This is a genomic window from Methylophaga sp. (assembly GCF_009711715.1).
Classification (GTDB): Bacteria; Pseudomonadota; Gammaproteobacteria; order Nitrosococcales; family Methylophagaceae; genus Methylophaga.
On record NZ_VENF01000004.1, the window covers coordinates 1 to 26,504 of the forward strand.

The 26,504-nt window shown below is 51.6% G+C and carries 29 protein-coding genes and 1 tRNA gene; 11 read left to right on the forward strand and 19 right to left on the reverse strand.

What is annotated here, in order from left to right:
* Positions 1-553: 553 nt before the first annotated feature.
* A tRNA-Lys gene (locus FH755_RS02525) sits at positions 554-629 on the reverse strand.
* An 84-nt stretch (positions 630-713) separates the two neighbouring features.
* Here FH755_RS02525 and FH755_RS02530 point away from each other — a divergent pair.
* Positions 714-1,004 (forward strand): hypothetical protein, encoded by a 291-nt coding sequence (locus FH755_RS02530; RefSeq protein ID WP_292438355.1) that lies wholly within the window; start codon positions 714-716, stop codon positions 1,002-1,004.
* On the opposite strand, the gene queC is transcribed toward FH755_RS02530, so the two are convergent.
* The 15 genes from queC to glnE all read right to left on the reverse strand — a co-directional run bounded on the left by queC (position 995) and on the right by glnE (position 14,460).
* Positions 995-1,666: a 7-cyano-7-deazaguanine synthase QueC gene (gene queC / locus FH755_RS02535; protein ID WP_292438358.1), complete on the reverse strand. Its 672-nt coding sequence runs from the start codon at positions 1,664-1,666 to the stop codon at positions 995-997. The two genes, FH755_RS02530 and queC, sit on opposite strands and share 10 nt — an antisense overlap.
* The gene (gene queE / locus FH755_RS02540; protein ID WP_292438360.1) at positions 1,663-2,304 is read right to left on the reverse strand and encodes a 7-carboxy-7-deazaguanine synthase QueE; all 642 of its coding nucleotides are present in this window, start codon (positions 2,302-2,304) and stop codon (positions 1,663-1,665) included. Before queE ends, queC begins: the two co-directional genes overlap by 4 nt.
* A gap of 20 nt (positions 2,305-2,324) precedes the next feature.
* Complete coding sequence (ybgF, locus tag FH755_RS02545; RefSeq protein ID WP_292438361.1) at positions 2,325-3,134, reverse strand: tol-pal system protein YbgF; 810 nt, start codon at positions 3,132-3,134, stop codon at positions 2,325-2,327.
* 2 nt (positions 3,135-3,136) lie between these two features.
* Positions 3,137-3,706, reverse strand: a complete 570-nt coding sequence (gene pal, locus FH755_RS02550; RefSeq protein ID WP_292438363.1) for a peptidoglycan-associated lipoprotein Pal — start codon at positions 3,704-3,706, stop codon at positions 3,137-3,139.
* Between the two features lie 18 nt (positions 3,707-3,724).
* Positions 3,725-5,023 (reverse strand): Tol-Pal system beta propeller repeat protein TolB, encoded by a 1,299-nt coding sequence (gene tolB / locus FH755_RS02555; RefSeq protein ID WP_292438365.1) that lies wholly within the window; start codon positions 5,021-5,023, stop codon positions 3,725-3,727.
* Between the two features lie 12 nt (positions 5,024-5,035).
* A complete protein-coding gene (gene tolA, locus FH755_RS02560) occupies positions 5,036-6,169 on the reverse strand; it encodes a cell envelope integrity protein TolA (RefSeq protein WP_292438367.1) in 1,134 nt (377 codons plus the stop codon).
* A gap of 8 nt (positions 6,170-6,177) precedes the next feature.
* On the reverse strand, positions 6,178-6,633 hold the full coding sequence (gene tolR, locus FH755_RS02565; protein ID WP_292438369.1) for a protein TolR: 456 nt from the start codon (positions 6,631-6,633) through the stop codon (positions 6,178-6,180).
* A gap of 2 nt (positions 6,634-6,635) precedes the next feature.
* Complete coding sequence (tolQ, locus tag FH755_RS02570; protein ID WP_266236480.1) at positions 6,636-7,304, reverse strand: protein TolQ; 669 nt, start codon at positions 7,302-7,304, stop codon at positions 6,636-6,638.
* Positions 7,294-7,698 carry a tol-pal system-associated acyl-CoA thioesterase gene (ybgC, locus tag FH755_RS02575; protein ID WP_292438373.1) on the reverse strand — a complete coding sequence of 135 codons (405 nt, stop codon included), beginning with the start codon at positions 7,696-7,698 and terminating at the stop codon, positions 7,294-7,296. The genes tolQ and ybgC overlap by 11 nt, the downstream gene beginning before the upstream one ends.
* Positions 7,698-8,714: a Holliday junction branch migration DNA helicase RuvB gene (gene ruvB / locus FH755_RS02580; RefSeq protein WP_292438374.1), complete on the reverse strand. Its 1,017-nt coding sequence runs from the start codon at positions 8,712-8,714 to the stop codon at positions 7,698-7,700. The genes ybgC and ruvB overlap by 1 nt, the downstream gene beginning before the upstream one ends.
* On the reverse strand, positions 8,714-9,316 hold the full coding sequence (ruvA, locus tag FH755_RS02585) for a Holliday junction branch migration protein RuvA (protein WP_292438377.1): 603 nt from the start codon (positions 9,314-9,316) through the stop codon (positions 8,714-8,716). The genes ruvB and ruvA overlap by 1 nt, the downstream gene beginning before the upstream one ends.
* Positions 9,313-9,849: a crossover junction endodeoxyribonuclease RuvC gene (ruvC, locus tag FH755_RS02590; RefSeq protein ID WP_292438379.1), complete on the reverse strand. Its 537-nt coding sequence runs from the start codon at positions 9,847-9,849 to the stop codon at positions 9,313-9,315. The genes ruvA and ruvC overlap by 4 nt, the downstream gene beginning before the upstream one ends.
* 10 nt (positions 9,850-9,859) lie before the next feature.
* The gene (locus FH755_RS02595; RefSeq protein WP_292438381.1) at positions 9,860-10,609 is read right to left on the reverse strand and encodes a YebC/PmpR family DNA-binding transcriptional regulator; all 750 of its coding nucleotides are present in this window, start codon (positions 10,607-10,609) and stop codon (positions 9,860-9,862) included.
* A 65-nt stretch (positions 10,610-10,674) separates the two neighbouring features.
* Positions 10,675-11,607 carry a branched-chain amino acid transaminase gene (locus FH755_RS02600; protein ID WP_292438382.1) on the reverse strand — a complete coding sequence of 311 codons (933 nt, stop codon included), beginning with the start codon at positions 11,605-11,607 and terminating at the stop codon, positions 10,675-10,677.
* A 24-nt stretch (positions 11,608-11,631) separates the two neighbouring features.
* Positions 11,632-14,460: a bifunctional [glutamate--ammonia ligase]-adenylyl-L-tyrosine phosphorylase/[glutamate--ammonia-ligase] adenylyltransferase gene (gene glnE / locus FH755_RS02605; RefSeq protein ID WP_292438385.1), complete on the reverse strand. Its 2,829-nt coding sequence runs from the start codon at positions 14,458-14,460 to the stop codon at positions 11,632-11,634.
* Between the two features lie 230 nt (positions 14,461-14,690).
* On the opposite strand from glnE, the gene FH755_RS02610 reads away from it, so the two are divergent.
* The 7 genes from FH755_RS02610 (at position 14,691) to FH755_RS02640 (ending at position 18,746) form a co-directional block, all read left to right on the forward strand.
* Positions 14,691-15,092, forward strand: a complete 402-nt coding sequence (locus FH755_RS02610; RefSeq protein ID WP_292438388.1) for a DUF6627 family protein — start codon at positions 14,691-14,693, stop codon at positions 15,090-15,092.
* Between the two features lie 150 nt (positions 15,093-15,242).
* Entirely contained in the window at positions 15,243-15,641 is a 399-nt protein-coding gene (locus FH755_RS02615) for a DUF6627 family protein (RefSeq protein WP_292438389.1), read from the forward strand.
* Between the two features lies 1 nt (position 15,642).
* On the forward strand, positions 15,643-16,644 hold the full coding sequence (locus FH755_RS02620) for a PA2778 family cysteine peptidase (protein WP_292438392.1): 1,002 nt from the start codon (positions 15,643-15,645) through the stop codon (positions 16,642-16,644).
* Between the two features lie 21 nt (positions 16,645-16,665).
* Complete coding sequence (locus FH755_RS02625; RefSeq protein ID WP_292438394.1) at positions 16,666-17,004, forward strand: tRNA-binding protein; 339 nt, start codon at positions 16,666-16,668, stop codon at positions 17,002-17,004.
* Positions 17,005-17,152: 148 nt separating this feature from the next.
* Positions 17,153-17,608 carry a large conductance mechanosensitive channel protein MscL gene (gene mscL / locus FH755_RS02630; RefSeq protein WP_292438962.1) on the forward strand — a complete coding sequence of 152 codons (456 nt, stop codon included), beginning with the start codon at positions 17,153-17,155 and terminating at the stop codon, positions 17,606-17,608.
* Between the two features lie 137 nt (positions 17,609-17,745).
* Positions 17,746-18,375, forward strand: a complete 630-nt coding sequence (locus tag FH755_RS02635; RefSeq protein WP_292438396.1) for an alternative oxidase — start codon at positions 17,746-17,748, stop codon at positions 18,373-18,375.
* Positions 18,376-18,377: 2 nt separating this feature from the next.
* Positions 18,378-18,746, forward strand: a complete 369-nt coding sequence (locus FH755_RS02640) for a DUF6164 family protein (RefSeq protein ID WP_292438399.1) — start codon at positions 18,378-18,380, stop codon at positions 18,744-18,746.
* Between the two features lie 92 nt (positions 18,747-18,838).
* On the opposite strand, the gene groL is transcribed toward FH755_RS02640, so the two are convergent.
* From groL to FH755_RS02655, 3 genes are all read right to left on the reverse strand, one after another.
* The gene (gene groL / locus FH755_RS02645; RefSeq protein WP_292438401.1) at positions 18,839-20,470 is read right to left on the reverse strand and encodes a chaperonin GroEL; all 1,632 of its coding nucleotides are present in this window, start codon (positions 20,468-20,470) and stop codon (positions 18,839-18,841) included.
* Positions 20,471-20,513: 43 nt separating this feature from the next.
* Positions 20,514-20,804, reverse strand: coding sequence for a co-chaperone GroES (gene groES, locus FH755_RS02650; RefSeq protein ID WP_292438404.1), 291 nt, complete (start codon positions 20,802-20,804; stop codon positions 20,514-20,516).
* A gap of 119 nt (positions 20,805-20,923) precedes the next feature.
* Complete coding sequence (locus tag FH755_RS02655; RefSeq protein WP_292438406.1) at positions 20,924-21,394, reverse strand: FxsA family protein; 471 nt, start codon at positions 21,392-21,394, stop codon at positions 20,924-20,926.
* 220 nt (positions 21,395-21,614) lie between these two features.
* On the opposite strand from FH755_RS02655, the gene FH755_RS02660 reads away from it, so the two are divergent.
* The 3 genes from FH755_RS02660 (at position 21,615) to FH755_RS02670 (ending at position 26,498) form a co-directional block, all read left to right on the forward strand.
* The gene (locus FH755_RS02660; protein WP_292438407.1) at positions 21,615-22,970 is read left to right on the forward strand and encodes a porin; all 1,356 of its coding nucleotides are present in this window, start codon (positions 21,615-21,617) and stop codon (positions 22,968-22,970) included.
* 161 nt (positions 22,971-23,131) lie between these two features.
* Entirely contained in the window at positions 23,132-24,616 is a 1,485-nt protein-coding gene (locus FH755_RS02665) for a choice-of-anchor I family protein (RefSeq protein WP_292438409.1), read from the forward strand.
* Positions 24,617-24,686: 70 nt separating this feature from the next.
* Complete coding sequence (locus tag FH755_RS02670; protein WP_292438412.1) at positions 24,687-26,498, forward strand: bifunctional diguanylate cyclase/phosphodiesterase; 1,812 nt, start codon at positions 24,687-24,689, stop codon at positions 26,496-26,498.
* Positions 26,499-26,504 lie beyond the last annotated feature (6 nt).

The window sequence follows — 26,504 nt, forward strand, 5'->3', positions numbered from 1 at the left end:
GCATGTAAATGCTAGCCGTCAGGTTTTCTAGCCACCTGACGTAAGCACCCACACAAATTACTTGATACTGTTTTGTTAAAGAGCGTTGCTCGCAGAACTCGCTGCAGCAAAGAAGCGAGAATTATACAGCTCCACGCCAGACTGTCAACCGAAATATGTGAGTCATTTTTGAGTCAGAAATTTCGGTCTGGAATCAGTTTTGATTTGCCCTGTAAACAAAGCTCATCAACTGAGGCTGCGCATCTTACGTCAGTGCCGGAGGCATTGCAACAGCTAATTTTCGCCACCGTCATCATTCTGTCATTTTCGTCCTGATAAAAGACAATATCAAGAGTTACTTAGCTGTTTTTCTGCTGTGAAAAATAAAATGAATGAATGCTGAATTGGTGATGAGATGTGAGCCTGGTCACGGACTAATAACAAGCTCTGCTGAATGATGGAATTGTGACAGGCAGGGGATTATGACCGGAGGTTTTTGTCGGGGGGCGAATTTTCGTGGTGACAGAAATGAAAAAGGGCTATGCTTGAAGCAAGCATAACCCTTCTGAATTCTTGGTGGGCCGTCTGCGACTCGAACGCAGGACCAACGGATTAAAAGTCCGGTGCTCTACCAACTGAGCTAACGGCCCCGAAGAAGCGCAAAATGATACCCTATTTGAGATAAATGACAACCCCTAATCAAACATTTTTTTCTATTTATTGAGGTGGCAGACATGGCCGTCATTCCAAAACCGGATAAACCCACTTTTACGACTGCATTGAACAATGCCGAGTTGCTGCGTGAAACCGGCAACGATCATCACCATATCGGTCATGCCTTACTTTATCTGGAAGAGCGTTGCCGGATGTTAGAGGCTATCGCCAATGCCGCTGAGGAATATATCCGCTTTGGTGAAGATGCGCAGTTACATACCAGGCTGATTAAGGCGCTGGAAGCCTATGAAACGTATGAGCTGGAAGCAGAAACCCATGAACCACCAGGTTTCGGTCTCGATCAGGGCTGATAGCGGGTCGGGTCTTTAATTCCAGCCTGCTCAAACCCCTGCCGGCGGAAACGGCAGGAATCGCACTCCCCGCAGGCACGGCCTGTCTCATCAGCCTCGTAACAGGACACTGTCAGGCTGTAGTCGACGCCGAGTTCAATGCCGCGCCGGATAATGGCCTGCTTGCTCAAGTCAATCAATGGCGTGGCTATTTTCAGAGGGTGCCCTTCCACACCGGACTTGGTGGCGAGGTTAGCCATCTTTTCAAAAGCAGCAATATATTCAGGACGGCAGTCAGGGTAACCTGAGTAATCCACGGCATTGACGCCGACAAAGATCGCTTCCGCCTGCAACACTTCCGCCCAGCCCAATGCTATCGACATAAAGACAGTATTACGTGCCGGCACATAGGTGACCGGAATACCTTCCTGATGTTCATGCGGCACCGCAATGCTGGTATCCGTGAGCGCGGAGCCGCCTATTGCCGTCAAGTCGATATGGATGAGCTTGTGGGAGACAGCACCGAGTTGTTCGGACAGTAATGCCGAAGCATTGAGTTCCGCACGATGACGCTGGCCATAATCAAAACTGATGGTGTGACAGTCATACCCCTGTGACCTGGCGATCGCCAGAACTGTGGCGGAATCCAGACCACCGGATAATAAAACTACGGCACGTTTCATCGGCCCTGCTCATCTCCCCACAGATATTTATGAATTTGCAACTGCATTCTGACCGGTAGATTATCAGCCACGATCCAGTCAGCCAGCTCGGCCGGCTTGAGTTCCCCATGAATCGGGGAAAACAGGATCTCACAGCGTTCGGAAAGCTGATACTCATCCAGCTTAGCGCGGGCCCAGTCATAATCATCTCGATGACAAATCACAAACTTAAGCTGATCCTGCTCGCGCAGTAAGTCGATGTTACTGTAGCGGTTTTTGCTCTCTTCACCGGAACCGGGGGTTTTAAGATCCATGACCTTCACTACCCGGGGATCGACTTTGCTGATATCCATTGCACCGCTGGTTTCCAGCGAAACTTCCACGCCCAGATCACAGAGGGCGGTGAGCAAAGGAATACAATTGGGTTGTGCCAAAGGCTCGCCACCGGTAACGCAGACATAACGGGGATGATAGCTGGCGACCTGTTCGACAATGTCGCCAATCTCCATTTTCTCGCCACCGTAGAAAGCATATTCGGTGTCACAGTAGCCACAACGCAGTGGACAACCGGTCAATCTGACAAAAACAGTGGGCAAGCCCACGGTTCGGGACTCGCCCTGTAAAGAATAGAAAATTTCGGTAATGCGGCACTGGGCCATAATGATTTCCGGCTCAGTGTTTATTGCGATTGATTGATGCGGTCCAGTCTGACTTGCGCCAGCTTGGCAGCTGAACTGTCAGGGTATTGTTGGATAACCTGGTTCAAGGTAGCGACAGCACGTTGGGTGTCACCCATTTCATGTTCACTGAAACCACGCTTGAGCAACGCATCCGGCACTTTGGTACTGGACGGGTACTGATCAATCACAATCTGGAACAGGGCGGCGGCATCGGCAAACTCCCGCAACACATATTTGGCTTCACCCTGCCAGTAATAGGCATTGGGTAAATAGATACTGCCCGGATATTCTTCAGGGAAAGTCTGTAATGCAGCAATGGCTTCTTCATACTGACCACTGCGCAACGATTGTAAGGCTGCCTGGTATGCCGCTTCACCATTTTCAACTGAAGCTGGCGCAGAATCGGGACTAGCCGTCTCGCCCGGCTCATCAACGGCAGTCATGTCTCCGTCGTTTGGCATAGTCACATCGGGGTTAAGACTTGCTGGTGCTTCAGAGGCTGAGGATGGCGCTGCCTGGGCTTGCTGAGTCAGCCTTTCATCCAGGTCGATATACATTTCTCGCTGACGTTTCTGCATCTGTTCCAGCTCATGACGCAGCGTTTCATTTTCGCCGTTGAGACGTTTCACTTCGTTCTGTAACTGATCAACGCGGGTAATGAGGTTCATCAATCCTTGACCCTGGATGATGCGCTCCAAGCGCTCAACACGCTGTTGTAGCGGCTCTGCTTCCTCTGCCCGGCTGATGCCGGGCAGAGTGACAGCCAGAATCACGGCACTGAGAATGGTTTTCTTGCCGTTAAACTGCATTTTTATCGACCTATGTATTTAAGTTCAACACGACGGTTTTGTGACCAGGCGTATTCGCTGCTACCTTCTTCGGCAGGACGCTCTTCACCAAAGCTGGTGACCTGGAACTGGTCAATACTGGCACCTTGCAGCATCAGGATTTGACGTACAGATAAGGCACGGCGTTCACCCAGCGCCAGGTTATATTCACGTGAACCACGTTCATCCGTGTGACCTTCCAGACGCACAGTCAGGTTCGGATTTTTAGCCAGATATGCGCCATGGGCACGCAGCGTTTCCTGATCTTCACTGCGAACCACGTCACTGTCGTAATCAAAATAGACAACGCGATTAGACAGCGGGCTTGACGGATCATTCAGTTCATTGCCGGCATAACCATCTTCACCCACTACGACTTTGGCCTCAGCGCCCATATCCTCGCCGTCAGCTCCCTGACCATCAACACCGGCAGTGTCAGCGCCACGCTCTTCAACAGCGACATCGCCACCGTCCATACCTTTATCAGGTGAGGAACTACACGCTGCCAGAAATAACAGAGGCAGGACCATTGCAAATAATTTAAAAAACTTCATTGAAAATCTCCTATCGGATTAACGTCTAAAAGGCGACCATGCTGGTTCACGTACCGCGCTGCCTGATTCACCCAGGCGCTGTTTGATTCGGCCATCAACGGACACAGCCGCTAATACACCTCTGCCTTTTTGCTCGGTAGCATACAAGATCATGCGGCCGTTAGGCGCAAAGCTCGGGGATTCGTCTGCAGTGGTGTCGGTTAACACCTGAACTGCACCTGTCTGCAGGTCCTGAATGGCAATATGGAATTTACCATTGACAGCATGAACCATGGCCATGGTCTTACCATCCGGGGAGATATCTGCAGACGCATTATAACTGCCTTCAAAGGTGACCCGCTCGGCACGGCCGCCGTCGGCATCAACACGATAGATCTGCGGGCGTCCGCCGCGGTCAGAAGTAAACAGAATTTCACGGCCGTTAGGCATCCAGACTGCCTCGGTATCAATCGCACCTGAATTATGTGTCACTCGAGATAGATTGCCAGATGCCAGCTCAAGCACATAAATTTCGGGGTTGCCATTTTTCGACAGCGTCAGTGCCAGTTTTTTGCCGTCAGGCGACCAGGCCGGCGCACTGTTAAGGCCGCGGAAGGAAGCCACAGAGTTACGACGGCCGCTGCTCAGTTCCTGAACATAAACTTCCGATTTGGCATTCTCAAATGAGACGTACGCCAGCCGCTCTCCATCAGGCGCCCAATTGGGTGACATTATCGGCTGGGTCGACTGCAACACAGTACGCGGATTGGCACCATCGGCATCAGATACCTGCAAGGCATAGCGTTTGCTGCCATCAGCATTTTTCATCTCGGTGACAAAAGCGAGACGGGTCGAGAATACCCCCTTCTCTCCTGTCAGCGTTTCATAAACAACGTCGGCAATCTGGTGTGCCAGACTGCGTAAGCCGGACGCCGGCACGTTATAGCGTTTACCGACCAGTTGTTCAGCTTTGTAAACGTCGAATAACTGGAACTGTACCTGGAAATTTTGTCCGTCCTGGCTACTGACCTTGCCAATCAACAAGCCTTCGGAACGCAGCAGGCGCCAGTCCTGAAAATTAACCTGTTGCCCTTCATGCGGCTGTGAAATCAGATCCTGTTTGTCCAGCGGTGCAAAACGGCCACTGCTGGCCAGGTCATTACTGATGATTTCAGAAATATCTTCCGGCGGGGCATAGCCCTCGACACCGAAAGGCACGATCGCAATCGGTAATGCGGCTTCTGACCCACCGGTAATTTCAATGGTGAGCACAGCCTGTGCCGGCCATGGCACCAATGCAATCAGTAGCGCGACAAGTTTGAACCACTGTCTTAACATCGCCTCTGTCCTCTATTCTGGTTTAAATATAAATTGAAAATCTCGCAGCGCTTCAGCGGCCTTCGGATCGGACGGCTGAGGCAGCGGTGCCGCCTTATATACTGCAGACTCGGCAGAACGGTCAAAGACCGGGTTGCCACTGCTTTTCACGATGCTAACCGATTTTACGTCTCCGCCAGGTAACAAGGTCACCCGCAAGGTTACCTGAAGCCCGCTTTCACTATTGCTGGGGCGAATCCAGTAACGCTTGACCCGCTGCTTAATCATGATCGAATACTGGTCGACCACACCCTGCACGCGTCTGGCATCACGTTCCTGCTGTTCCTGTTCGAGCTGTCTTTGCAGCGCATCCTCGGCAGCCTGACGTTCTGCTTCGGCTTTCCGTTTTGCCGCTTCCTCAGCTTTGCGTTTTGCCTCGGCTTCAGCTCGTTGACGTTCTTCTTCGGCGCGGCGCTTAGCCTCTTCTTCCGCTTTGCGTTTTTCTTCTTCCAGTCGTTTGCGCTCTTGCTCAGCCTTGCGCTTTTCTTCCTCAATGCGCTGACGCTCAGCTTCGGCCTTACGCTTTTCTTCTTCAATACGCTGACGTTCAGCTTCAGCCTTTTGCTTCTGTTCTTCTATGCGCTGACGCTCAAGTTCAGCCTGACGTTTCTGTTCTTCAATACGTTTGCGTTCCGCTTCCGCTTCCTGACGACGCTGCTCTTCGAGTTGTCGCTGTTTTTCTGCTTCCAGTCGCTTCTGTTCTTCCAGTTCGCGCTGTTTCTCCAACTCTTTGATGCGCTGTCTTTCTGCTTCAGCTTCTTTTTCACGCTGCTTTTTATCCAACTCAGCACGTTCCTGCATATCCAGGTATTCCCGCTCCTGGCGCGCCAGTTCTTCCTGTGTCTGCTCCAGTTTTTCTTCCAGCTTCAGTTGGCGTTCCTGTTCGGCTTCACGCTCCTGCTTTTCACGTTCCTCCAGTTTTGCCATCTCCCGCTCAACCAGGTTTTCATCCAGCACTGTCGCCTGCACGATTTCCACACTGGGATCGGAGGCAAGCTCAGGTGTACTGGTCGACTCCAGCCCGATCACCAGTAGTACGACCAGCACCAGATGCAGTAACAGCGAGTAACTGCCTGCCAGAAAGTTTTCAACGAAAGCTTTTTTCATTGTTTTACTTATTCGTTGTTCACCACCGGATCCGGCTGTTGGGTTATCAGACCCACGCTCGGCGCACCAGCTTCCTGTAACAATGCCATGGCTGATACCACATAGCCATAACTAGCAGCAGTATCGCCTCTCACCATAACCGGTGTCTGCGGATTGCGTCGCAGTACGGCTGCGGTTTTCGCAATCAACTCACGGGCCTCTATCGGCTCATCCTGCCGGTCACCAATGGCCACATAAAAATTGCCTTCAGCATCGACCGACACTACCAGGGGTTCAGTATTCTCGTCGGGCATTTCCACCGCTTCGGCTTCAGCCTGCGGCAGGTTCACCTTCACGCCCTGAGTCAGCATGGGCGCCGTGACCATGAAAATGATCAACAGCACGAGCATCACGTCGATGTAGGGCACGACGTTGATTTCACCCATGGGCTTGCGGCGTTGTCGTATCGATTTATGCACAGCCATGACTAATCCTGTTGACGCTGCAGGATGGAGGAAAATTCCTCAAGGAACGTATCGTAACGGTTAATCAGCCTCTCTACTTCATGAGAATAGCGGTTATAGGCGATTACTGCAGGAATGGCGGCAAACAGGCCCATGGCTGTCGCTATCAGCGCTTCGGCGATACCGGGCGCAACCATTGCCAGGGTCGCATGCTGCACATTACCCAGTGCACGGAACGAATTCATAATCCCCCAGACTGTGCCAAACAGGCCAATGTAGGGACTGGTGGAACCGGCTGTGGCCAGGAACGGCAGCGAGGTCTCCAGTTGGTCAATTTCTCGGGCGAGTGAGATCCGCATGACCCGCTGTGAGCCCTCCAGCACCGCATTACTGCCATTAGTGGATTTTTTCAGCCGCACGAATTCTTTAAAGCCCACTTCAAAAATACCTTCCATACCGCGGCTGGCGTGGGGACGGGAAGAAATATCTTCATACAGGCGGTTAAGTTCGTTACCTGACCAGAATTTGTCTTCGAATGCATCTGCATCCCGTTTTGCCTGCTCAAGTTCGCTGCGTTTGCGGAAAATCAACAGCCAGGAGTAAAACGAGATCAGCAGCAACGCCAACATGACCAGCTTGACCAGTAAACTGGCTTCAGAAATCAGCGCGATTATAGATAGATCAGCAGACACTATGCATCTCCGTCAGAATGAAGGGTGGTATGGATTTGGGGCGAAAAGACTCAGCGTCGAGGCACGCAATTCTGACTGACGCCTCGCACAACAGTTCCTCTCCACGATAGATGTTTTGTTCAAATTGCATACTAGCACCGGATGCTTTGAGTAAACGTGATTTGATCAGCAAAGCATCATTAAAACGCGCTGGCTTACGATATAAAAGCTGCATCGAATGCACAGCGAACAACAGCTTATGCCCGCTCCTGAGCTGGTCCTGTTCAAACCCCAGTGCACGTAACCATTCCGTCCGTGCCCGTTCCATAAAGTTTAAATATTGCGAATGATACACGACTCCGCCGCTGTCAGTATCTTCATAATAAACCCGTACCGGCCAGTCGAATTCACCCATCAATTCCCGTCCAGCGTTAAATCCGGTGTATTGAGACCAAGATGCAGCCAGGCACGACGTGTAGCAACGCGGCCACGCGGTGTGCGCATAATGAAACCTTCCTGAATCAGGTATGGTTCCAGCACATCTTCGATGGTGCCTCTTTCTTCACCAATGGCCGCCGCCAGATTATCGATACCAACCGGGCCGCCCTCGAATTTCTCGATGATGGCAAGCAGCAGCTTGCGGTCCAGCATATCGAAACCATAGTTATCGACATCAAGCAGATCCAGTGCCTGGCGCGCGACTTCAGCGGTGACTTCACCATTGAATTTCACTTCGGCATAATCGCGGACCCGTCTCAGCAAACGATTGGCAATACGGGGCGTCCCGCGCGAACGACGGGCAATTTCACCGGCACCGCGCTGTTCCAGTTTAACGTTAAGAATACCGGCACTGCGCTGCACAATGGTGCTCAGATCTTCAGCAGAATAGAATTCCAGCCGCTGCACGATGCCGAAGCGATCCCGCAGTGGTGAGGTCAACGAGCCGGCACGGGTAGTGGCACCCACCAGCGTGAAAGGCTCCAGATCCAGTTTGATTGAGCGTGCTGCCGGGCCCTCTCCGATCATAATATCGATCTGATAATCTTCCATCGCCGGGTACAGGACTTCTTCCACTACCGGGCTGAGACGGTGAATCTCATCGACAAACAGCACATCGTTGGGTTCAAGGTTGGTCAAAAGTGCGGCCAGATCCCCCGGTCGCTCCAGTACCGGGCCCGAGGTCTGCTTGAGATTAACACCCATTTCGTTGGCAATGATGTTGGCCAGTGTGGTTTTACCCAGCCCGGGAGGACCAAAGATCAGGGTATGGTCGAGTGCCTCGCCGCGTTTTCTGGCGGCAGAGACGAATAACTCCATCTGCTCCCGCACTACCGGCTGACCGATATAATCATCAAGACTAATCGGACGGATGGCACGATCAATCCGCTCCTCGTTGTCGGTGGCCTGCGGGGTAATAAAACGTTCTTCCATCAGTGTCTCTGCAATGCCTGACGAATGATTTGCTCGGTCGTCATGCCGTCACTGTCAAAACTGCGCAGCATTTTGTCGGCTTCAGCCGCTTTATAACCCAGGGCCACCAGCGCTTCCACAGCTTCGTTCCGGGCCCCGCCTGCTGAGGCTGCTGCTCCCATGTCAGTGGTGAAGTTCTGCAACCCCATAGCGGAACTGACCTCCTTAAGCCGGTCACGCATTTCCACAATCAGCCGCTCGGCGGTTTTTTTGCCGACACCCGGCAGCCGGGTCAGACTGGCCGTGTCACCTTCCTGCACACTGCGGGCAAAGGTATCGACATCACTGCCGGAAAGAATGGTCAAGGCCAGCTTGGCGCCAACACCGTTCACCTTAAGCAGACTGCGGAACAAGAGGCGTTCGCGTTCGGAGGCAAAACCATAGAGCAATTGCGCGTCCTCACGCACGACCATGTGAGTAAATAAGGTAACTTCGCCGTTAACGGCCGGCAGATTGAAAAAAGTCGACATGGGGGCGGACAGTTCGTAACCGACGCCCTGAACATCCAGCACCAGCTCCGGTGGCTGTTTTTCGATAATAATGCCCCGCAAACGTCCAATCATCGACTATATCGTCCTCCACGACGGCTTGTGCGCATGCCTTCCGGCAACTTGCGCTGACTGCTGCCGACAGATGCATGGTGGGCATGTGTCAGGGCACACGCCAAGGCATCAGCGGCATCTTCTTCCGGCACTTCCGGCAGATTCAGAATCACAGACATCATATACTGGACCTGATCTTTTTTCGCGTGGCCGTTGCCGACCACGGCTTTTTTAATCTGAGTCGCACTGTACTCGGCGACACTGAGCTCGCGGCTCACGGCAGCACAAATCGCCGCCCCGCGCGCCTGCCCCAGTTTCAGTGCCGAGTCTGCATTTTTATGCAGAAACACTTTTTCCACTGCCATCATCTGCGGCTGGTAACGATCAATCAGATCCGTGAGGCCTTCAAAGATCTGCTTCAGCCTGTCAGCAAATTCGCCATCTCCCACCATGAGCCGGCCGTTAATGACATGTTTAATTTTCTTGCCTTCCAGCTCGATAATGCCAAAACCGGTTTTGCGAGACCCCGGATCAATACCTAAAATTCGGGTCATCTGGTGGACGTCAGCTATCCAGCTGCGCCATCACCTCATCAGAAAAGTCAGCATTGGAATACACTTCCTGCACGTCATCCAGTTCTTCGAAGGCTTCGATAAGACCAATTGCTTTCCTGGCGTCCTCAACGTCCAGGCTGACGGTATTATCCGGATGCATGGTGACCTGCGATGATTCAACTTCAATACCGGCAGCCTCGAGGGCATCTTTCACTGTCGAATAATCTTCCGGTGCTGTGAACACATCAATGCTACCGTCGTCGTTGGTAACAATATCTTCGGCGCCGGCTTCCAGCGCAGCTTCCATGATGTCATCTTCTTCGGTACCGGCTGGCAGCGTGATAATGCCTTTCTGATTGAACATGAAAGCCACGCAGCCATCAGTACCCATATTGCCGCCACGCTTGGTGAAGACATTACGCACTGCCGCAACAGTGCGGTTTTTGTTATCGGTCATACAGTCGACCATGATTGCAATGCCATTGGGGCCGTAGCCTTCATAACGGATTTCCTCGTAGCTGACTCCTTCCAGCTCACCGGCGCCACGTTTGGCGGCACGCTCAATCACATCCTTGGTCATATTGCTACCCAGCGCCTTATCTATCGCTGCCCGCAGGCGTGGGTTGGTCGCGGGGTCGCTGCCGCCCATCCGGGCTGCCACGGTGATCTCGCGAATCAGCTTGGTGAACAGTTTGCCGCGTTTGGCGTCCTGTGCGCCTTTACGATGCTGAATATTTGCCCACTTACTGTGACCTGCCATTGTGCTTAATACCTCTTAAATATTGCGCCGACCGGGCTGCATCACCCGGCCGCTTTGAACTTCTGTTATCGGACCAGTGTATTCCAGTTCTGGTAAACTTCACTGCGGCCGAGTACCTGATCGAAATACATGGACTGCAGCTTCTCGGTAATCGGGCCGCGGGTGCCGCTGCCGATAGGACGGTTATCCAGTTCACGGATCGGCGTGACTTCTGCCGCAGTACCGGTAAAGAAGGCTTCATCGGCGATGTAGACTTCGTCACGGGTAATGCGTTTTTCCACAACTTTGAGGCCGATATCACGCGCCAGGGTGATCACCGTGTCGCGGGTGATGCCTTCGAGCGCCGAGGTCAGTTCCGGTGTATACAGCACACCGTCGCGAACCATAAAGAAGTTCTCGCCACTGCCCTCACAGACAAAGCCCTGCGCATCAAGCAGCAATGCTTCGTCATAACCACAGCTCACCGCTTCCTGCAGCGCCATCATTGAATTCATGTAGTTGCCGTTGGCCTTGGCTTTACACATAGTGATGTTGACGTGGTGACGGGTGAACGAGGAAGTCTTGATGCGAATTCCCTTGGTCATGTTCTCTTCACCGAGATAAGCCCCCCAGCTCCAGGCCGCGACCATAGTGTGTACATTCAGGTTATCAGCGCGGATCCCCATCCCTTCTGAACCATAAAAACACATTGGACGGATATAGGCTGACTCCAGCTTGTTCTCGCGAACCACGGTGCGTTGTGCTTCGTTAATGGTGTCTTTATCAAACTGGATTTTCATACCCAGAATTTTGGCGCTGCGAAACAGACGATCAGTATGTTCCTGCAGTCGGAATATGGCAGTGCCGTTGTCGGCTTTGTATGCGCGCACGCCTTCGAACACGCCCATGCCATAATGCAGGGTGTGAGTGAGTACGTGGACTTTCGCTTCCCGCCACGGCACCAGTTCGCCGTCCAGCCAGATAACGCCGTCACGATCCGCCATTGTTGCTGCTACCATAATCCTAAATTCCAAGTCTGTCTGTTAATCGGGACTGATCAGGTTCTCGCCCAACCAGCGTTGCCAAATTGCGGCTACATGTTGTGGATAGTCACCTACCTGCGCTTTGTCTATCAGCGCCGGTCTTTCCTGCAATACACAGTGGTTGGCTTCACTGCGGTAGTAACGATAAGCCTCAGCGAGCATGTCGCCTTCTGCCTGTGCCAGTCTGCCGGTGGCGACCAGTGCTTCCAAAATCCTGATATTATCTGTGTAAACCAGTAGTTCAGGCAAGTTTGCTGACCAGGCCAGTACCGCATATTGCACCATAAACTCAATATCTGTGATAGCACCGATACCCTGTTTCAGATCAAATAGTTGGCCGTCGCTCTTATCGAGCTGGCCGCGCATCTTGCTGCGCATCTCACGGACTTTCTTTGCCAGCTGTTCACTGTCGCGAGGTTGAGCCAGCACCTGCTCACGAATCTGCCAGACTTTGGCGGCAAGCGCCTCATCACCACCGACACAGCGGGCACGCACCAGCGCCTGGTGTTCCCAGGTCCAGGCTTCATCACGCTGATAATCGGCAAAGCCGCTTAAAGGGCTGACCAGGAGACCGGATGCACCGCTGGGCCTCAGCCGCATATCCACTTCATAAAGAATGCCGCCAGGCGTGATGGTGGTCAGCAGATGAATCATGCGCTGGGCGAGACGAGTGTAAAACACCATCGGCTCGACCGGCTTGTCGCCATCGGTCATACCTACCTGGTCATCGTCAAAAATAAAGACGAGGTCCAGATCCGAGCCGTAACCAAGCTCCAGCCCGCCGAGCTTGCCATAAGCCAGAATCGTAAATCCGCAACGGGCCGGATCATCAGTTTTTGCGGCGGGCGGGTAGCCATGTCGTTTGACCAGATGTACCCAGGCCAGTTGCAAGACTTTCTCCAGTTGAATTTCTGCCAACTCCGAGAGCTGGTCGCCGACCCGCATCAGGGGCAAGACATCCGTCACATCGGCAGCGGCGACATGCAGCGTGGCAATCTGTCGGAATTCGCGCAGCCGGTTCATCATCTGTTCCAGGTCATCTTCATCTACCGATGCCAGAAATAATTCCAGCTGCTTTTTCAGCTCATCACGCGCCGGCACTTCATAGAGTGAACGCGGGTCCAGCAGTTCATCCAGCAAAACCGGATAGCGAGCCAGTTGATGACTGATCAAGGGACTGGCCGCACACAATTTGACCAGCTGCGACAAGGCCATCGGATTTTCCACCAGCAAAGACATGTAAGCACTGCGACGCATGATTGATTCCAGCAGTGGCATCAGCCTCGGCAAGGTTTCATCCGGGTTGTCTGTACCCGCCGCGGCCTGCACTAACAGCGGCAGTAATTTTTCCAGCCGCTGGCGACCGGTCTGACTGAGATTGCGGCATATATGCTGGTCCATCAGCTTATCCAGTACTTCCAGACAAGCCTCTGGCTGTTGGTAACCGCATTGATTCAGGTATTCCAGCTTTTCTTCTTCACCCGCATTAAGTAGCGAAATATTATTCGTCGCCGCTTCATCTTCCGCCTGAGGCGCTGCCAGCAACTGATTGAAGTGATCATGGACCTGCTGGCGATGCTGCCAGAGCTTGTCGTTGAAGGCTTCCCAGTCCTCAAAGCCCATACTTTGCGCCAGACGCTGTCTTGCCTCTGCCTCTTTAGGTAAAACATGCGTTTGCTGATCGGCCCAGGCCTGAATACGGTGCTCGGTACGACGCAGAAAGACGTAAGCCTGTTTCAGTTCGTTCACTGCGTAACCGGACAGCACATTGCGCTCAGCCAGACAATCGAGAATCGTCAAAATCGGTCTTTGCTGCAAAGGTTTATCACGGCCACCATAAATCAGCTGAAATACCTGTCCGATAAACTCAATCTCACGAATACCTCCTGCCCCCAGCTTGATATTATCTTCCATGCCTCTGCGATGCAGCTGACCCGCAATCATCGATTTCATTTCCCGCAGCGAGTCGAACATGCCGTAATCCAGGTAACGCCGGTAAATAAAGGGACGCAGCATGTCTGACAAAGCTTTTTTCGCTTCCTCACTGCCGGTGATAGCACGCGCTTTAATCATCGCGTAGCGTTCCCACTCCCGGCCCTGCGTCTGGTAGTACTCTTCCATCGCTTCATAGCTTGAGGCGAGTACCCCGCTCTCACCGAATGGACGCAGCCGCATGTCGACACGGAACACAAAACCATCAGCGGTCTGGTTATCCAACGCCTGGATCAGTTTGCGTCCGAGTCGGGTGAAAAACTCTTCATTGCTGAGTGTCTTGCGGCCGCCCCGGGTTTCGCCCTCCTCGGGGTAGGTGAAAATCAAATCAATATCAGATGACAGATTCAACTCGCCGGCACCCAACTTACCCATGCCCAGCACTACCAGAGTCTGTTCATTACCGTCTTCATCGCAGGGTTGTCCGTAAAGCGCAGTTTGCCATTCATGCAGCAGACCCAGGCTCTGTTGAATACAGACATCCGCCATCGCTGACAGATCCGACATCGTTTCGGCCAGATCGGCCCAGCCAGACAAATCCCGCCAGATAATCCGGACCATTTGCTGTTGGCGGAAAAAACGCAGCTCACGTTGCAGCCCGGTCTCATCACTCACCGCCTCCAGCCGTTGTGACAGCATCTGTTCAAAAGCTGTCTTATCCAGTTTCTGCTGAATCAGCCCTGAAGACAGCAACGCGTCCAACTGCGCAGGCTGTCGCAGCCCCCATTGCATTACAAAGTCGCTGGCAGCCAGCACTGTCTCCGCCGTAGGTTTCAGTTCAGGTGCGGCTGAAAGCGCCTTGCTCCAGTTTTCAGCTAAAGAAAGCCCGGCTGACATAATTTTTCCTTTTTTTGATTTGTGTTCGCCTCAACTTACTTTAACGCAAGCACTGCCAAACAGACTAAATTTGAATGAGTTCTCAACATTGAATTTTCGCTGCTGCTATTGTGTCAAACATGTTGAGAATAACCTGAACGCCTGGACTCAGAATCATCAAATCTACAACTTCACCAAGCTGCCGACTCAGGTTGTCCTTGCGTCATTATTGTTTTGATAAGGAGAGTCCCATGAATTTCTTCAGACGCTTTACCAAACTCGTACCGATTTTATCGATACTGGCCCTGTTCAGCATGAACATCACTCCGCTGCAGGCCGCTATGGTAGATAACGGCCAATTGATTGCGCAATCCCAGCAGGATCTGAGCAAACAGACATTGCTGGCCCAGCTGGACCGTCAGGAAGTACAGGACCAGCTTGTCGCGATGGGGGTAGATATGAACACGGCCAAACAGCGAATCAATCAGATGACGGAACAGGAACTCGCTCGCGTAGCTCAGGACCTTGAGAATATGCCGGCGGGCAGTGGCCACATTATCGGTGCCATCTTGGTTATTTTCGTTGTACTGGTTGTCACCGATATGCTGGGGGCTACTGATGTATTTGGTTTCGTCCATGACATTAATCATTGAGACGCGGCATTTCGCTGTCACAGACAGCAGCAAGCAACACGGCTGTCTGTGACAGCATAATTATCTCGCAATCGATATAAGCTTTTGTTAACGTTGAACTATACGGTCATATGATAACCGTATGATCCAACACTGGGAAAAGGAGTAGCTATGAATTTCTTCAGACGCCTTGGAAAAGTTGTACCCATTCTCTCGATCTTGGCATTACTGAGCATACACACCGCACCGCTGCAAGCAGCCATGGTGGATAATGATCAGATCTTGGCCAACGCACAGCAGGAAATCAGCAAAACTCAGATTTTGAGCGAACTGGACCGTCAGGATGTTCAGGATAAACTGGTTGCCGCTGGCGTTAATATTGATGATGCCAAACAGCGTATCCAGCAAATGAATAACCAGGAGCTGGCCCAAATTCAACAGGACTTTGAAAACATGCCCGCCGGTAGCGGAATTATCGGTGCCCTGCTGGTTGTCTTTGTCGTATTGGTGGTGACCGATATGTTAGGCGCTACCAATGTATTCGGTTTTGTCCACGACATTAATCATTAGTATGGAACTAACCTACCTCAAAAAAGGCGTCAGACTCCTGTCTGGCGCTTTTTTTGTTCTGCTGCTCAATGCCTGTGCCGGCACACCACAGACAAACCGTCTCAGTAATGAACCACCCGCTGACATTCCAAGCCGCCATGAACTGACAGAGGTCGCTTTTTTTCCACAGGAAAAGTACCAGTGTGGCCCTGCTGCGCTGGCGACTGTGCTAAATCGCCAGCATATAGCGGTCACGCCGGACGAGTTGGTCGACAAGGTCTATATCCCGGCACGCAAGGGCAGTCTGCAAATCGAAATGATCGCCACGGCGCGAAGCTATGACCTCCTGACCTACAAACTGGCCAGCAATCTTGGCGATATTCTGAGGGAAGTCGCTTCGGGCAGACCGGTACTGGTATTCCAGAACCTCGCATTGGAATGGGTACCACAGTGGCATTATGCCGTCGTGGTCGGTTATGACCTGAACCAGCAACAATTGATTCTGCGCTCAGGAACCAGCAAGCGCCATCTGATACCGTTTTCCACTTTTGAACGGACCTGGCAACGCGCCGATCACTGGGCTTATGTACTGGTTCCCCCCGATGAAGTTCCGGTCACCGCCAATGTCGTCGAGTACAGTCGCAGCGCTGTGGCACTGATGCAGTCAGGCCGTGAAAAAGCTGCCATGCAGGCATTTAAGACAGCCAGTGATTACTGGCCCGATCAGGCCTTGCCACAAATGACGTTGGGTAATGCCTTATACGCCATGGAAGATTTTGAAGCCGCGCAGGCCGCGCTCACCCGCGCGGTAACGAATGAACCGGATAATGCACAGGCCTGGAATAATCTGGCCTATGTACTCACAGCACGCCAATGTCGTGTCGCTGCAATCAAAGCGATAGGCTGTGCAGTCAGACTCGATCCCGATGATCAGAATCTCGCCGACAGTCTCAAGGAAATTGTCGGTCAACGTGATATGCCTGCCGGTCAGTGTGATGTGCCTAAATGTCCGCTTTATCAATAAGCCTGACCTCGAGGAAATGAAGTGGCTGATCTAAGCTGGGAAACCTTCCGGCAGGTTGAATTACGTGTCGGTACCATTATCGATGCCCGGCCGTTTCCCGAATCGCGCAACCCGAGTTATATCCTTCAGGTCGACTTCGGCCCGGATATTGGCGTACGTAAATCCAGCGCCCAAATCACCGACTTATACACACCGGACACGCTGCTCGGCAGACAGGTCATTGCAGTGACTAATTTCCCGCCCAAGCAGATCGGGCCCATTATGTCGGAATGCCTGGTAACCGGTTTCCACAGGCCAGACCATAGCGTTGTCCTCGCCACCACTGATATGCCAGTTCCTGACGGCACACGCCTCGCCTGATAGCGCTGGACAACTGACTCATGCCGTGACTACTATCAGCATGAACATGCCTTTCAGGCGTTGTTTACGTGGCGGATGTGTGTTCACGTTTCCGCGTGAATTAAGGTGGCTCACCCCGCCATGGATTGTGACCTGATCTCAAGGAGCGCTGAGCATGCTGAAAGAATTTAAAGAATTTGCCATGCGTGGCAATGTGGTAGATATGGCCGTGGGCATTATTATCGGTGGCGCTTTTGCCACCATCGTCAAGAGCCTTGTCGCTGATGTTCTTATGCCGCCAATCGGTTTGCTGCTGGGCGGTGTCGACTTTACTGATCTTTTTATTCTGCTGAAAGAAGGTACAACGGCGGCCCCTTATGTAACGCTTGCCGCCGCTCAGGAAGCAGGCGCAGTCGTCATTAGTTATGGTGTTTTTATCAATGCCGTTATCAGCTTCATTATTGTCGCTTTCGCTGTTTTCCTGCTGATTCGAAGCATTAACCGTCTGCGCCGCGAAGAAGAAATACCAGCGGCTGAGCCTACCACTAAAGATTGTCAGTATTGCTTCAGTACGGTGGCCATCAACGCGACCCGCTGTCCGCACTGCACCTCGGAAATCGCCTGAAACTAGTGTTTCAGAACAGCTTGTTCAGCACTTAATACAAACAAACAGCGCCCATAAAAGGCTTGTTTTTCGGTTAAACTGGCCATGCAATTCACTTGAGCGGACCTGAGTTCGCCACCCGGCAGTCAGGAAACGTCATGACAGAAAATTATCAGCACCCGCACCATCATGAGGCCCGGGGTTTCTCCGACAGACTGGCCTATCGGATTGTCAAATTCATGCGTTTCTTTGCCGATGTTTTCTTTGCAGGTCGGTATGGTCACCGGGCCGTGGTACTGGAAACTGTGGCTGCAGTACCGGGCATGGTAGGCGGTGCGATACAGCATCTGCACTCGCTGAGGCGAATGAAAGAGGATGACGGCTGGATTAAAATCTTGCTGGATGAGGCTGAAAATGAACGCATGCACTTACTGACATTCATCCAGATTGCCAAACCCAGCTTATTTGAACGGCTGATCGTGATTATCGCGCAGGGGGTGTTCTATAACCTGTTTTTTCTGCTTTATCTGTGCTCATCCCGCGTGGCACATCGTATTGTCGGTTATCTTGAAGAAGAAGCCGTTTATAGCTACACCGAATATCTTGAGGGCGTCGACAGTGGCAAATATGACAATGTCCCTGCACCGCAGATTGCTATCGATTACTGGCAGCTGTCGCCTGATGCCAAGCTGCGGGATGTGATTATTGTGGTGCGGGACGACGAAGCCAAGCACCGAGATGTAAACCATGATTTTGCCAATCAGCTGGAAACCAGGGAAAAGAACTAAGAATGGCAGCATTATTATTCCGGCTAAACCAAGTCCCTGACGATGAAGCCGAGGATGTCCGCCAAATTCTTGATCAAGCGGGCATTGAAGTCTATGAGAGTTCGGCCGGTTTTTTCGGACTGGGCGTAGCTGCCATCTGGCTGCGTCATAATGAGGATCTGCCCTGTGCCCGCGACCTGATTAACGACTACCAAAAAGCGCGGGCTGAGAAAACGCGGGCTGACTATGAGGCCCGCGTCAACGCCGGTGAGGAAGTCGGCTTCTGGCAACAGAGCCTGCGACATCCTTTCCGGTTAATCGGCAGCGCCGCTTTAGTCGTACTGGTCCTCGCAGTCATCATGCTGCCATTCTGGAAAACCTTACATCCCTGATTGCACTACTGATCACATATAGCAAATAAAAAAGCCCCGGCATTTTCATGCCGGGGCTTTTTTGGACTATCTGTAAAACTGACGGGGTCAGATTACATCATGCCGCCCATGCCGCCCATGTCTGGCATTGCCGGTGCGCCTTCTTCTTTAGGCAGTTCGGCAATCATGGCTTCGGTGGTCAGCATCAGACCGGCAACAGAGCCTGCATTTTGCAGCGCAGTACGGGTCACCTTGGTTGGATCCAGGATACCCATGTCGATCATGTCGCCATACTCACCGGTCGCGGCATTGTAACCGAAGTTACCTTTACCTGCGGCCACTTCATTCAGAATGACAGAGGCTTCAGCTCCGGCATTGGTGACGATTTGACGCAGTGGTTCTTCCATCGCACGACGGGCCAGCTTGATACCCATATCCTGATCATGGTTGTCACCTTTCAGTTCACCCAGGTTGCCTTCGGCACGAACCAGAGCAACACCACCACCAGGTACCACGCCTTCTTCAACCGCTGCACGGGTCGCATGCAGAGCGTCTTCAACGCGGGCTTTCTTCTCTTTCATTTCCATTTCGGTAGCAGCACCGACTTTAATCACGGCGACACCACCAGCCAGTTTAGCTACACGTTCCTGCAGTTTTTCTTTGTCGTAGTCTGATGAAGACTCGGCAATCTGGGCACGGATTTGTTCAACACGGGCCTGGATTTCATCACCGCGGCCAGCACCGTCAACAATCGTGGTGTTTTCTTTGCTGACAGTGATTTTCTTGGCTTGACCCAGGTGATCCAGTGTGGCTTTCTCCAGGCTCAGACCAACTTCTTCAGAGATCACGGTACCACCGGTCAGTACAGCAATGTCTTCCAGCATTGCTTTACGACGATCACCGAAGCCAGGTGCTTTTACCGCACAGACTTTGACAATGCCGCGCATGTTATTCACAACCAGTGTAGCCAGGGCTTCACCTTCAACGTCTTCAGAGACGATCAGCAGCGGACGGCTGGACTTAGCCACCTGCTCCAAGGTTGGCAGCAGTTCACGAATATTGGAGATTTTCTTGTCGAACAACAGAATGTACGGATCTTCCAGTTCTGCCGTCATGGTTTGCTGTTCAGTCACAAAGTAAGGCGACTGGTAACCACGGTCGAACTGCATACCCTCAACTACGTCCAGTTCGTTTTCGAAACCACTGCCATCTTCTACAGTGATAACGCCTTCTTTACCGACTTTCTGCATCGCTTCGGCAATAATTTTGCCGACGGAGGCATCAGAATTAGCAGAGATAGTACCGACCTGGGCAATCGCTTTGTCATCATCGCAAGGTGAAGACATTTTGCGCAGCTCTTCAACTGCAGCCTGAACCGCTTTATCAATACCGCGTTTCAGGTCCATCGGGTTCATACCGGCTTCAACAGACTTCATGCCTTCACGCAGAATGGCTTGTGCCAGAACGGTCGCTGTGGTGGTACCGTCACCGGCGGCATCAGAAGTGTGCGAGGCCACTTCTTTCACCATCTGTGCGCCCATATTTTCGAACTTGTCTTCGAGCTCAATCTCTTTAGCAACAGAGACACCATCTTTAGTGACGGTGGGTGCACCGAAGCTCTTATCCAGAACCACGTTGCGACCTTTCGGGCCCAGCGTTACTTTTACTGCGTTGGCCAGGACATTAACGCCTTTAACCATTTTTTGGCGCGCATCAGCGCCGAATTTGACTTCTTTAGCAGCCATGTTTATTCCTCTTATCCTTTATAAAGCAAATGAATCCAGAAGATTAACCTTCGATAACAGCCACAATGTCATCTTCACGCATGACAAGCAGTTCTTCGCCTTCGACTTTTACTTCAGTACCGGCGTACTTACCGAACAGGACTTTGTCACCGACTTTGACTGTCAATGCACGAACTTCGCCTGAATCCGTTACTTTGCCATCACCAACGGCAATCACTTCACCGCGTGAGGGTTTTTCTGCCGCGTTATCGGGGATAACGATACCACCGGCACTCATTGTTTCTTCTTCCATGCGACGTACGATCACACGATCATGAAGGGGACGAAGATTCATCTGTAATTCCTCCGAAAAAAATGTCTGTTTAGGACCAATATTGTTTGTTTTGGCATCCCTTAAATGGGGGCTGAAAAACCGCTTTCAAGGGCTTAGATGAAAAAAATTCTGCTTTTGCATCAGCGAAGGTGACGGGGATCATCGTCATCAACGACTTCACCATCAATGATATGTTCGTCGCGACGTGGCGAATAATGTGACTGACCATAGAAGCCGGCACCGCGGCCACTGAAAATGAACTGACTGTTTTTCAGCATCTGCGCTATCAGCAACTGACGCACTGGCGGGATGAGCAATAAAAAACCCATGGTATCAGTGACAAAGCCCGGCGTCAGTAATAATGCCCCGCTCACCAGCAGACAGAGGCCTTCCAGCATTTCGGTGGCCGGTAACTGTCCCCGCTGCATCGTATTCTGCGCCCGGCGCAGCGTCTGAAAGCCCTGCAGTCTCAATAAAAATGCTCCGATAACCGCAGTAGCCACGACCAGAAATATGGTCCAGCCAGCGCCGATAACCTGCCCGACCTGAATCAGAAAAAAGATCTCCACCAGCGGCACAATCAGAAAAAGAACAAACAATAATCGAAACATGGGACTTCCCGGTTTGATGAATGTAATGAAAGACATTGGGCCGCTTAGCTTTTTTTCAAGCCGAAATTGCCCTGTGGTATTGAAGCAACAAAAAACCTGATTTGTATCAGTGTCATCAAACTGTCACAAAATATTCATCACGATGAAACATTTCGGGCATAAGGTGTGCGGGACTTCGGCGTTAGTCCGAACTTGATGAACCAACCAAGAGGATAGTCCCTTGAAACTGAAATCAACATCTTTATTAGTCGCAGGTGCCCTGTTTGGCGCAGCCGTAATGCCAGCACATGCCGGCAACGAAGCCATGATGGATCTGCTCAAAGTATTGCGCGATAAGGGCACTATCAGCGCACAAGACTACGACATGCTGAAAAACGCCGCTGCTGCTGATAGTGAAATCGCTGAAGCAGAGAAGGCTGAAATCAAAAAAGAAGTGGAAGAAGCCACTGCCAATATGCCTAATATCACTACCGACGGTAAACTGGTTGTAGCTGACAAAGAAGGCAACTGGGAGTTCCAGCCTATCGGCCGTGTAATGTGGGATGCCATCGACGCTGATGCAGACGATCTCGCAGAAGATGCTCAAGGAACAGAATTGCGTCGTGCGCGCTTGGGTTTTCAGGGTTCAATCTATGACTGGGGCTATAAGTTCGAAGCAGACTTCGCTGGTGGTGATGCCTCAATTAAAGACGCATACCTCGGTTATGGTAATAAGTTGTCAGACAACGTCAAATGGGGCGTAAAACTGGGACAATCCCATATTCCATTCGGTCTGAATACCAAAATCAGCTCTAAATATATGAGCTTTATGGATCGTCCTCTTTTTGCTGATACAGATTGGTCACCAGCTCGTCAAAGTGGCGTTGTTGCAGGCATCAATGACAGTGACTACAAATGGACTCTGTCTGCAGGCTTGACTAACGGTGGTTTGAGCGGTGGCGAAACAACTGACAACGGCAGTACTTTTGCTGCGCGCGCATCATTTGTTCCATACATGGCGTCTAGTACCCAATTGATTCAAATTGGTGCAGGTTACTTGACTCGTGGTGGTGGTGACGGTTTTGACGATGACCAACGTGTAGTCAGCCATATCGACAACACCAAACCTATAGACCTGGTTGTAGCCTCTTCTGACGATGATGGCTCAGATGCATTCACAGTGGACGCTATGGCAATCTTTGGTTCTTTCCATGCCATGGCTGAGTATCTCGATTATACTAACGATACAACTGCTGGTGACATCGATACCACTGGCTACGCAATCGAAGCAGGCTACTTCCTGACAGGTGAGTCGCTGAAATGGAAAAAAGGTTATACCTCAGGCATTTCTCCTAAGTCCAAATATGGTGCTTGGCAAGTTGCCGCACGATTTGAAAACATGGAAGTCGATCAAATCGCTGGTAATGCTACCTCAGGCGACGAAGCTGACAAGTTCAGCTTGGGTATCAACTATTACCCAACCAAAAACACACGTTTGATGCTGAACTACGACAAAGTCACTGACTTGACAATCAATGGCATTAGCCGTGATGAAGAGCCATCAGCTCTGAAATTCCGCGCTCAAGCTTACTGGTAGTCTGAACCCAGAAGAAATACTCTTCGGAAATTGGCCTCACCTTCGGGTGGGGCTTTTTTTTATCTGTTGAATCCCTGTCATAAAAGCTTCATTTTTCTGTCATCAAACTGACCTGTAATTATGTGAGATTGGTCACACTGCTGACCCCACTGAGGTTTGTTATGAACAGATTATCACTCCTGTTAAGCCTGACACTGGCACTGCCTGTTTCAGCTCATGCACTGAACGTCACCAAGTTATCCTCCTACAGTGAGGAATGCGGGGGTGAAGAAAGCTGTGCTGAAATTGCCGCCTATGATGAATCAGCCTCACGGGTTTTTGTCACCAATGCGGCTGAAAATGAACTGCGGATTCTGGATATCAGCAACAGCCAGCTGATTGAAAAGCAACTGATTGATTTGTCTGTGTACGGTGGCGGCCCCAACAGCGTTGATGTCAGCAATGGCATTGTTGCCGTTGCAGTGGAGGCGCAAACCAAAACCGATAACGGCTCCGTGGTGTTGTTTGAGTATGATCTCAACACTGAAAGCTATATCGAAATGAACGTTATCAGCGTCGGTGCCTTGCCCGATATGTTGACCTTTACTCAAGATGGTCAGTATTTACTGGTAGCCAATGAAGGCGAACCCAATGATGATTATACAATCGACCCTGAAGGCTCAGTCTCAGTAATTAAAACCAGTGACTGGTCCGTCAGACATGCCGACTTCAGTGCATTTGCATTGGAAGACTTGAAGGATGTGCGTGTCTTTGGCCCCAATGCTTCTCTGCAGCAGGATCTGGAACCGGAATACATCACAACCTCCGCTGACTCCACCACAGCCTGGGTGAGCCTGCAGGAAAACAATGCGCTGGCCAAACTGGATATCGCTTCTGCCACGGTGACTGCTATCACTGGTCTGGGATACAAACTACATCATCAAAAGAAAAACGCTTTTGACGCCAGTAATGAAGATGGCGGCATACATATTCAAAGCTGGCCCACCTATGGCATGTATATGCCCGATGCTATTGCCAGTTATCAACGCGGTAAAGCCACTTTCATTGTTTCCGCTAACGAGGGAGATGCCCGTGATTATGATGGTTACAGTGAAGAAGCCCGTGTAAAAGATTTACAGCTAGACCCGGAGGTCTTCCCATACTTTGAAGAGTTGCAGGAAGACGAAAACCTGGGGCGTCTCAAAACCACGATTTCACAGGGTGATATCGACGGTGACGGTGATTTTGACCGAATCTATTCCTACGGTGGCCGCTCATTTTCAATCTGGAATGCCAATGGCAAACTGGTCTATGACAGTGGTTCTGACTTTGAACGCGCGCTCGCCAACTATGCGACCGAGCAAGGCCTCGATGTTTGGGAAGATGGTCGCAGTGATGACAAAGGGCCTGAGCCTGAATCAGTTACAGTCGGTCAAATGGGCGACAACATTCTTGCCTTTATCGGCCTGGAGCGGACGTCTGGCGTCTTCGTCTACCAGCTCAATAAACCACACCAGCCCCAGGCTGTTGCCTTTTTAGATGTTGAAAACCTTGGTGATGTTGGCCCTGAAGGCCTGCTTTATATCGAGCAGAATGCAAACAGCGGCTTGCTGCTCGTCACCAACGAAATCAGTAATACCATCTCTTTATATGAGATCACCCAGTAACAACTCCTCATCTCTCGTGGTGATTTTCCTGCCTCCTCGGAGGCAGGTTTTTTTTTGAGCGTGGCCCCTAATGACACAAGAAGAACTCCGCTATTTCCACTCACTGGAAGATATTATCAGCCAGGGTTCGCTAACCCCGCTGTTTCAGCCGATTGTCTCGCTGCAACATCAACAGATTTTTGCTTATGAAGCGCTCATCCGTGGACCTTCAGCCAGTCCGCTGCATTCTCCTATTAACCTGTTCAATACCGCCAACCGCCATGGCCTGCTGGCTGAACTGGACTTGCTATGTCGCGAGACCGTTATTCGCCGTTATGGCGAACTGGGCAAGGAACAAAAGCTGTTCATCAATACCAGCCCGGCAGCCTTGCTGCAGGATGATTACCCGCACGGCCTAACCCTGAAGTTTCTGGAAGAGGCCGGCTTGTCTCCGCAACAGGTGGTTATTGAACTGACAGAGCAGTATCCCATCGATGATTATGATCTGATGCGCGAGGCCACCCGGCACTACCGGGAGATGGGCTTCTCGATTGCGATTGATGATCTTGGCGCCGGTTATTCAGGTCTTCGCACCTGGTCGGAACTAAAGCCTGATTTCGTCAAGCTCGATCGCCATTTCATGCAGAACATTCACGAAGACAGGCAGAAACGACAGTTTGTGCAATCCATGATTGATATTGCGCAAAGCGTTGGCTGTCAGGTCATTGGCGAGGGCATCGAAGTGCGGCAGGAATACCTGGCGGCGCAGGGGCTCGATATGCAGTTCGCTCAGGGCTATTATTTCGGTCGACCCAATCGCTATCCGCAGAAAAACATGGATGAGAATCTGTTTGCCCAGCGCCAGCAAACCAGTCTTATCAGTGCCGGTCGGCCCCGGGCCAATACCCTGGTAGGGAGCCTGCTGACGGAACTGGAGCCACTGCGGGAAAGCGATAATGTTGAACTGGCCGCTGACCGCTTTCAGCGAAACCTCAAACTCACCGCGCTGCCGGTTGTGGATGAAACAAACCGGGTCAAAGGCATGGTCTGGCGTGATGAATTCATGACCCTGTATGCCAGCCGCTTTGGCCGCGAGTTGCATGGTCGCAAGGCGGTGCAGTCATTTATGGACAAATCGCCGATCGTGGTAGAGACTTCGCTGCCCTTGAAAAAACTCAGTTATCAGATCACCAGTCAGCAGCGCCAGCAGCAACACAGTTTGTTTGTGATTACTGAGGACAGTCGCTACCGCGGTGTCGGCAGCCTGATGGACTTACTACGTCAGATCACCGATATGCAGATCACCATGGCACGCCATGCCAACCCGCTGAGCGGCCTGCCGGGTAATGTGCCGCTCAGCGAGCATATCCGCGAAGCTATCGAACAGCAACGCGATGTTACCGTCTGCTATTTCGATCTGGACAATTTCAAGCCTTACAATGATATCTACGGCTATAGTAAGGGCGACCAGGTCATCACCCTCACCGCCAAAACACTGACCGAACAGATTAATACCGATATCGATTTTATCGGTCATGTCGGCGGCGACGACTTTATCATCGTATTCGAAAGCCATGACTGGCGTGAACGCTGCAGCGCAATACTGGATGCTTTCCGTACTTTACATGCACAGTTTTACAATTCGCGTCACCTGCAACAAAGAGGCATCCATGCCGTTGACCGTCATGGCCGCGAAACTTTTTACCCCTTGTTGAGCCTCTCCATCGGTGCTGTCAGGTTGAAGGATTTCAACGGTATCGGGGCCGAGAACGACTTGGCGGAATGTGCCAGTAAGGCCAAATCCATGGCCAAAAAAATCAGTGGTAACAGCCTCTACCAGCTGCATCGGAACCAATGCCACTGCAACGACGAGCAGATCCTCTCAGTCAAACTGAGCGGCTGAACAAAA

Excerpts from the sequence above, each read along its gene's own strand:
- FH755_RS02635 (WP_292438396.1), top strand. The coding sequence starts at position 17,746 with ATGACAGAAAATTATCAGCACCCGCACCATCATGAGGCCCGGGGTTTC.
- ruvC (WP_292438379.1), bottom strand. The coding sequence starts at position 9,849 with ATGACCCGAATTTTAGGTATTGATCCGGGGTCTCGCAAAACCGGTTTT.
- glnE (WP_292438385.1), bottom strand. The coding sequence starts at position 14,460 with ATGTCAGCCGGGCTTTCTTTAGCTGAAAACTGGAGCAAGGCGCTTTCA.
- ruvA (WP_292438377.1), bottom strand. The coding sequence starts at position 9,316 with ATGATTGGACGTTTGCGGGGCATTATTATCGAAAAACAGCCACCGGAG.
- FH755_RS02600 (WP_292438382.1), bottom strand. The coding sequence starts at position 11,607 with ATGGTAGCAGCAACAATGGCGGATCGTGACGGCGTTATCTGGCTGGAC.
- groES (WP_292438404.1), bottom strand. The coding sequence starts at position 20,804 with ATGAATCTTCGTCCCCTTCATGATCGTGTGATCGTACGTCGCATGGAA.
- queC (WP_292438358.1), bottom strand. The coding sequence starts at position 1,666 with ATGAAACGTGCCGTAGTTTTATTATCCGGTGGTCTGGATTCCGCCACA.
- FH755_RS02655 (WP_292438406.1), bottom strand. The coding sequence starts at position 21,394 with ATGTTTCGATTATTGTTTGTTCTTTTTCTGATTGTGCCGCTGGTGGAG.
- FH755_RS02610 (WP_292438388.1), top strand. The coding sequence starts at position 14,691 with ATGAATTTCTTCAGACGCTTTACCAAACTCGTACCGATTTTATCGATA.
- tolB (WP_292438365.1), bottom strand. The coding sequence starts at position 5,023 with ATGTTAAGACAGTGGTTCAAACTTGTCGCGCTACTGATTGCATTGGTG.
- FH755_RS02640 (WP_292438399.1), top strand. The coding sequence starts at position 18,378 with ATGGCAGCATTATTATTCCGGCTAAACCAAGTCCCTGACGATGAAGCC.
- FH755_RS02620 (WP_292438392.1), top strand. The coding sequence starts at position 15,643 with ATGGAACTAACCTACCTCAAAAAAGGCGTCAGACTCCTGTCTGGCGCT.
- FH755_RS02530 (WP_292438355.1), top strand. The coding sequence starts at position 714 with ATGGCCGTCATTCCAAAACCGGATAAACCCACTTTTACGACTGCATTG.
- ybgC (WP_292438373.1), bottom strand. The coding sequence starts at position 7,698 with ATGGGTGAATTCGACTGGCCGGTACGGGTTTATTATGAAGATACTGAC.
- ybgF (WP_292438361.1), bottom strand. The coding sequence starts at position 3,134 with ATGCAGTTTAACGGCAAGAAAACCATTCTCAGTGCCGTGATTCTGGCT.
- tolA (WP_292438367.1), bottom strand. The coding sequence starts at position 6,169 with ATGAAAAAAGCTTTCGTTGAAAACTTTCTGGCAGGCAGTTACTCGCTG.
- FH755_RS02665 (WP_292438409.1), top strand. The coding sequence starts at position 23,132 with ATGAACAGATTATCACTCCTGTTAAGCCTGACACTGGCACTGCCTGTT.
- FH755_RS02595 (WP_292438381.1), bottom strand. The coding sequence starts at position 10,609 with ATGGCAGGTCACAGTAAGTGGGCAAATATTCAGCATCGTAAAGGCGCA.
- ruvB (WP_292438374.1), bottom strand. The coding sequence starts at position 8,714 with ATGGAAGAACGTTTTATTACCCCGCAGGCCACCGACAACGAGGAGCGG.
- FH755_RS02670 (WP_292438412.1), top strand. The coding sequence starts at position 24,687 with ATGACACAAGAAGAACTCCGCTATTTCCACTCACTGGAAGATATTATC.
- groL (WP_292438401.1), bottom strand. The coding sequence starts at position 20,470 with ATGGCTGCTAAAGAAGTCAAATTCGGCGCTGATGCGCGCCAAAAAATG.
- tolR (WP_292438369.1), bottom strand. The coding sequence starts at position 6,633 with ATGGCTGTGCATAAATCGATACGACAACGCCGCAAGCCCATGGGTGAA.
- queE (WP_292438360.1), bottom strand. The coding sequence starts at position 2,304 with ATGGCCCAGTGCCGCATTACCGAAATTTTCTATTCTTTACAGGGCGAG.
- pal (WP_292438363.1), bottom strand. The coding sequence starts at position 3,706 with ATGAAGTTTTTTAAATTATTTGCAATGGTCCTGCCTCTGTTATTTCTG.
- FH755_RS02615 (WP_292438389.1), top strand. The coding sequence starts at position 15,243 with ATGAATTTCTTCAGACGCCTTGGAAAAGTTGTACCCATTCTCTCGATC.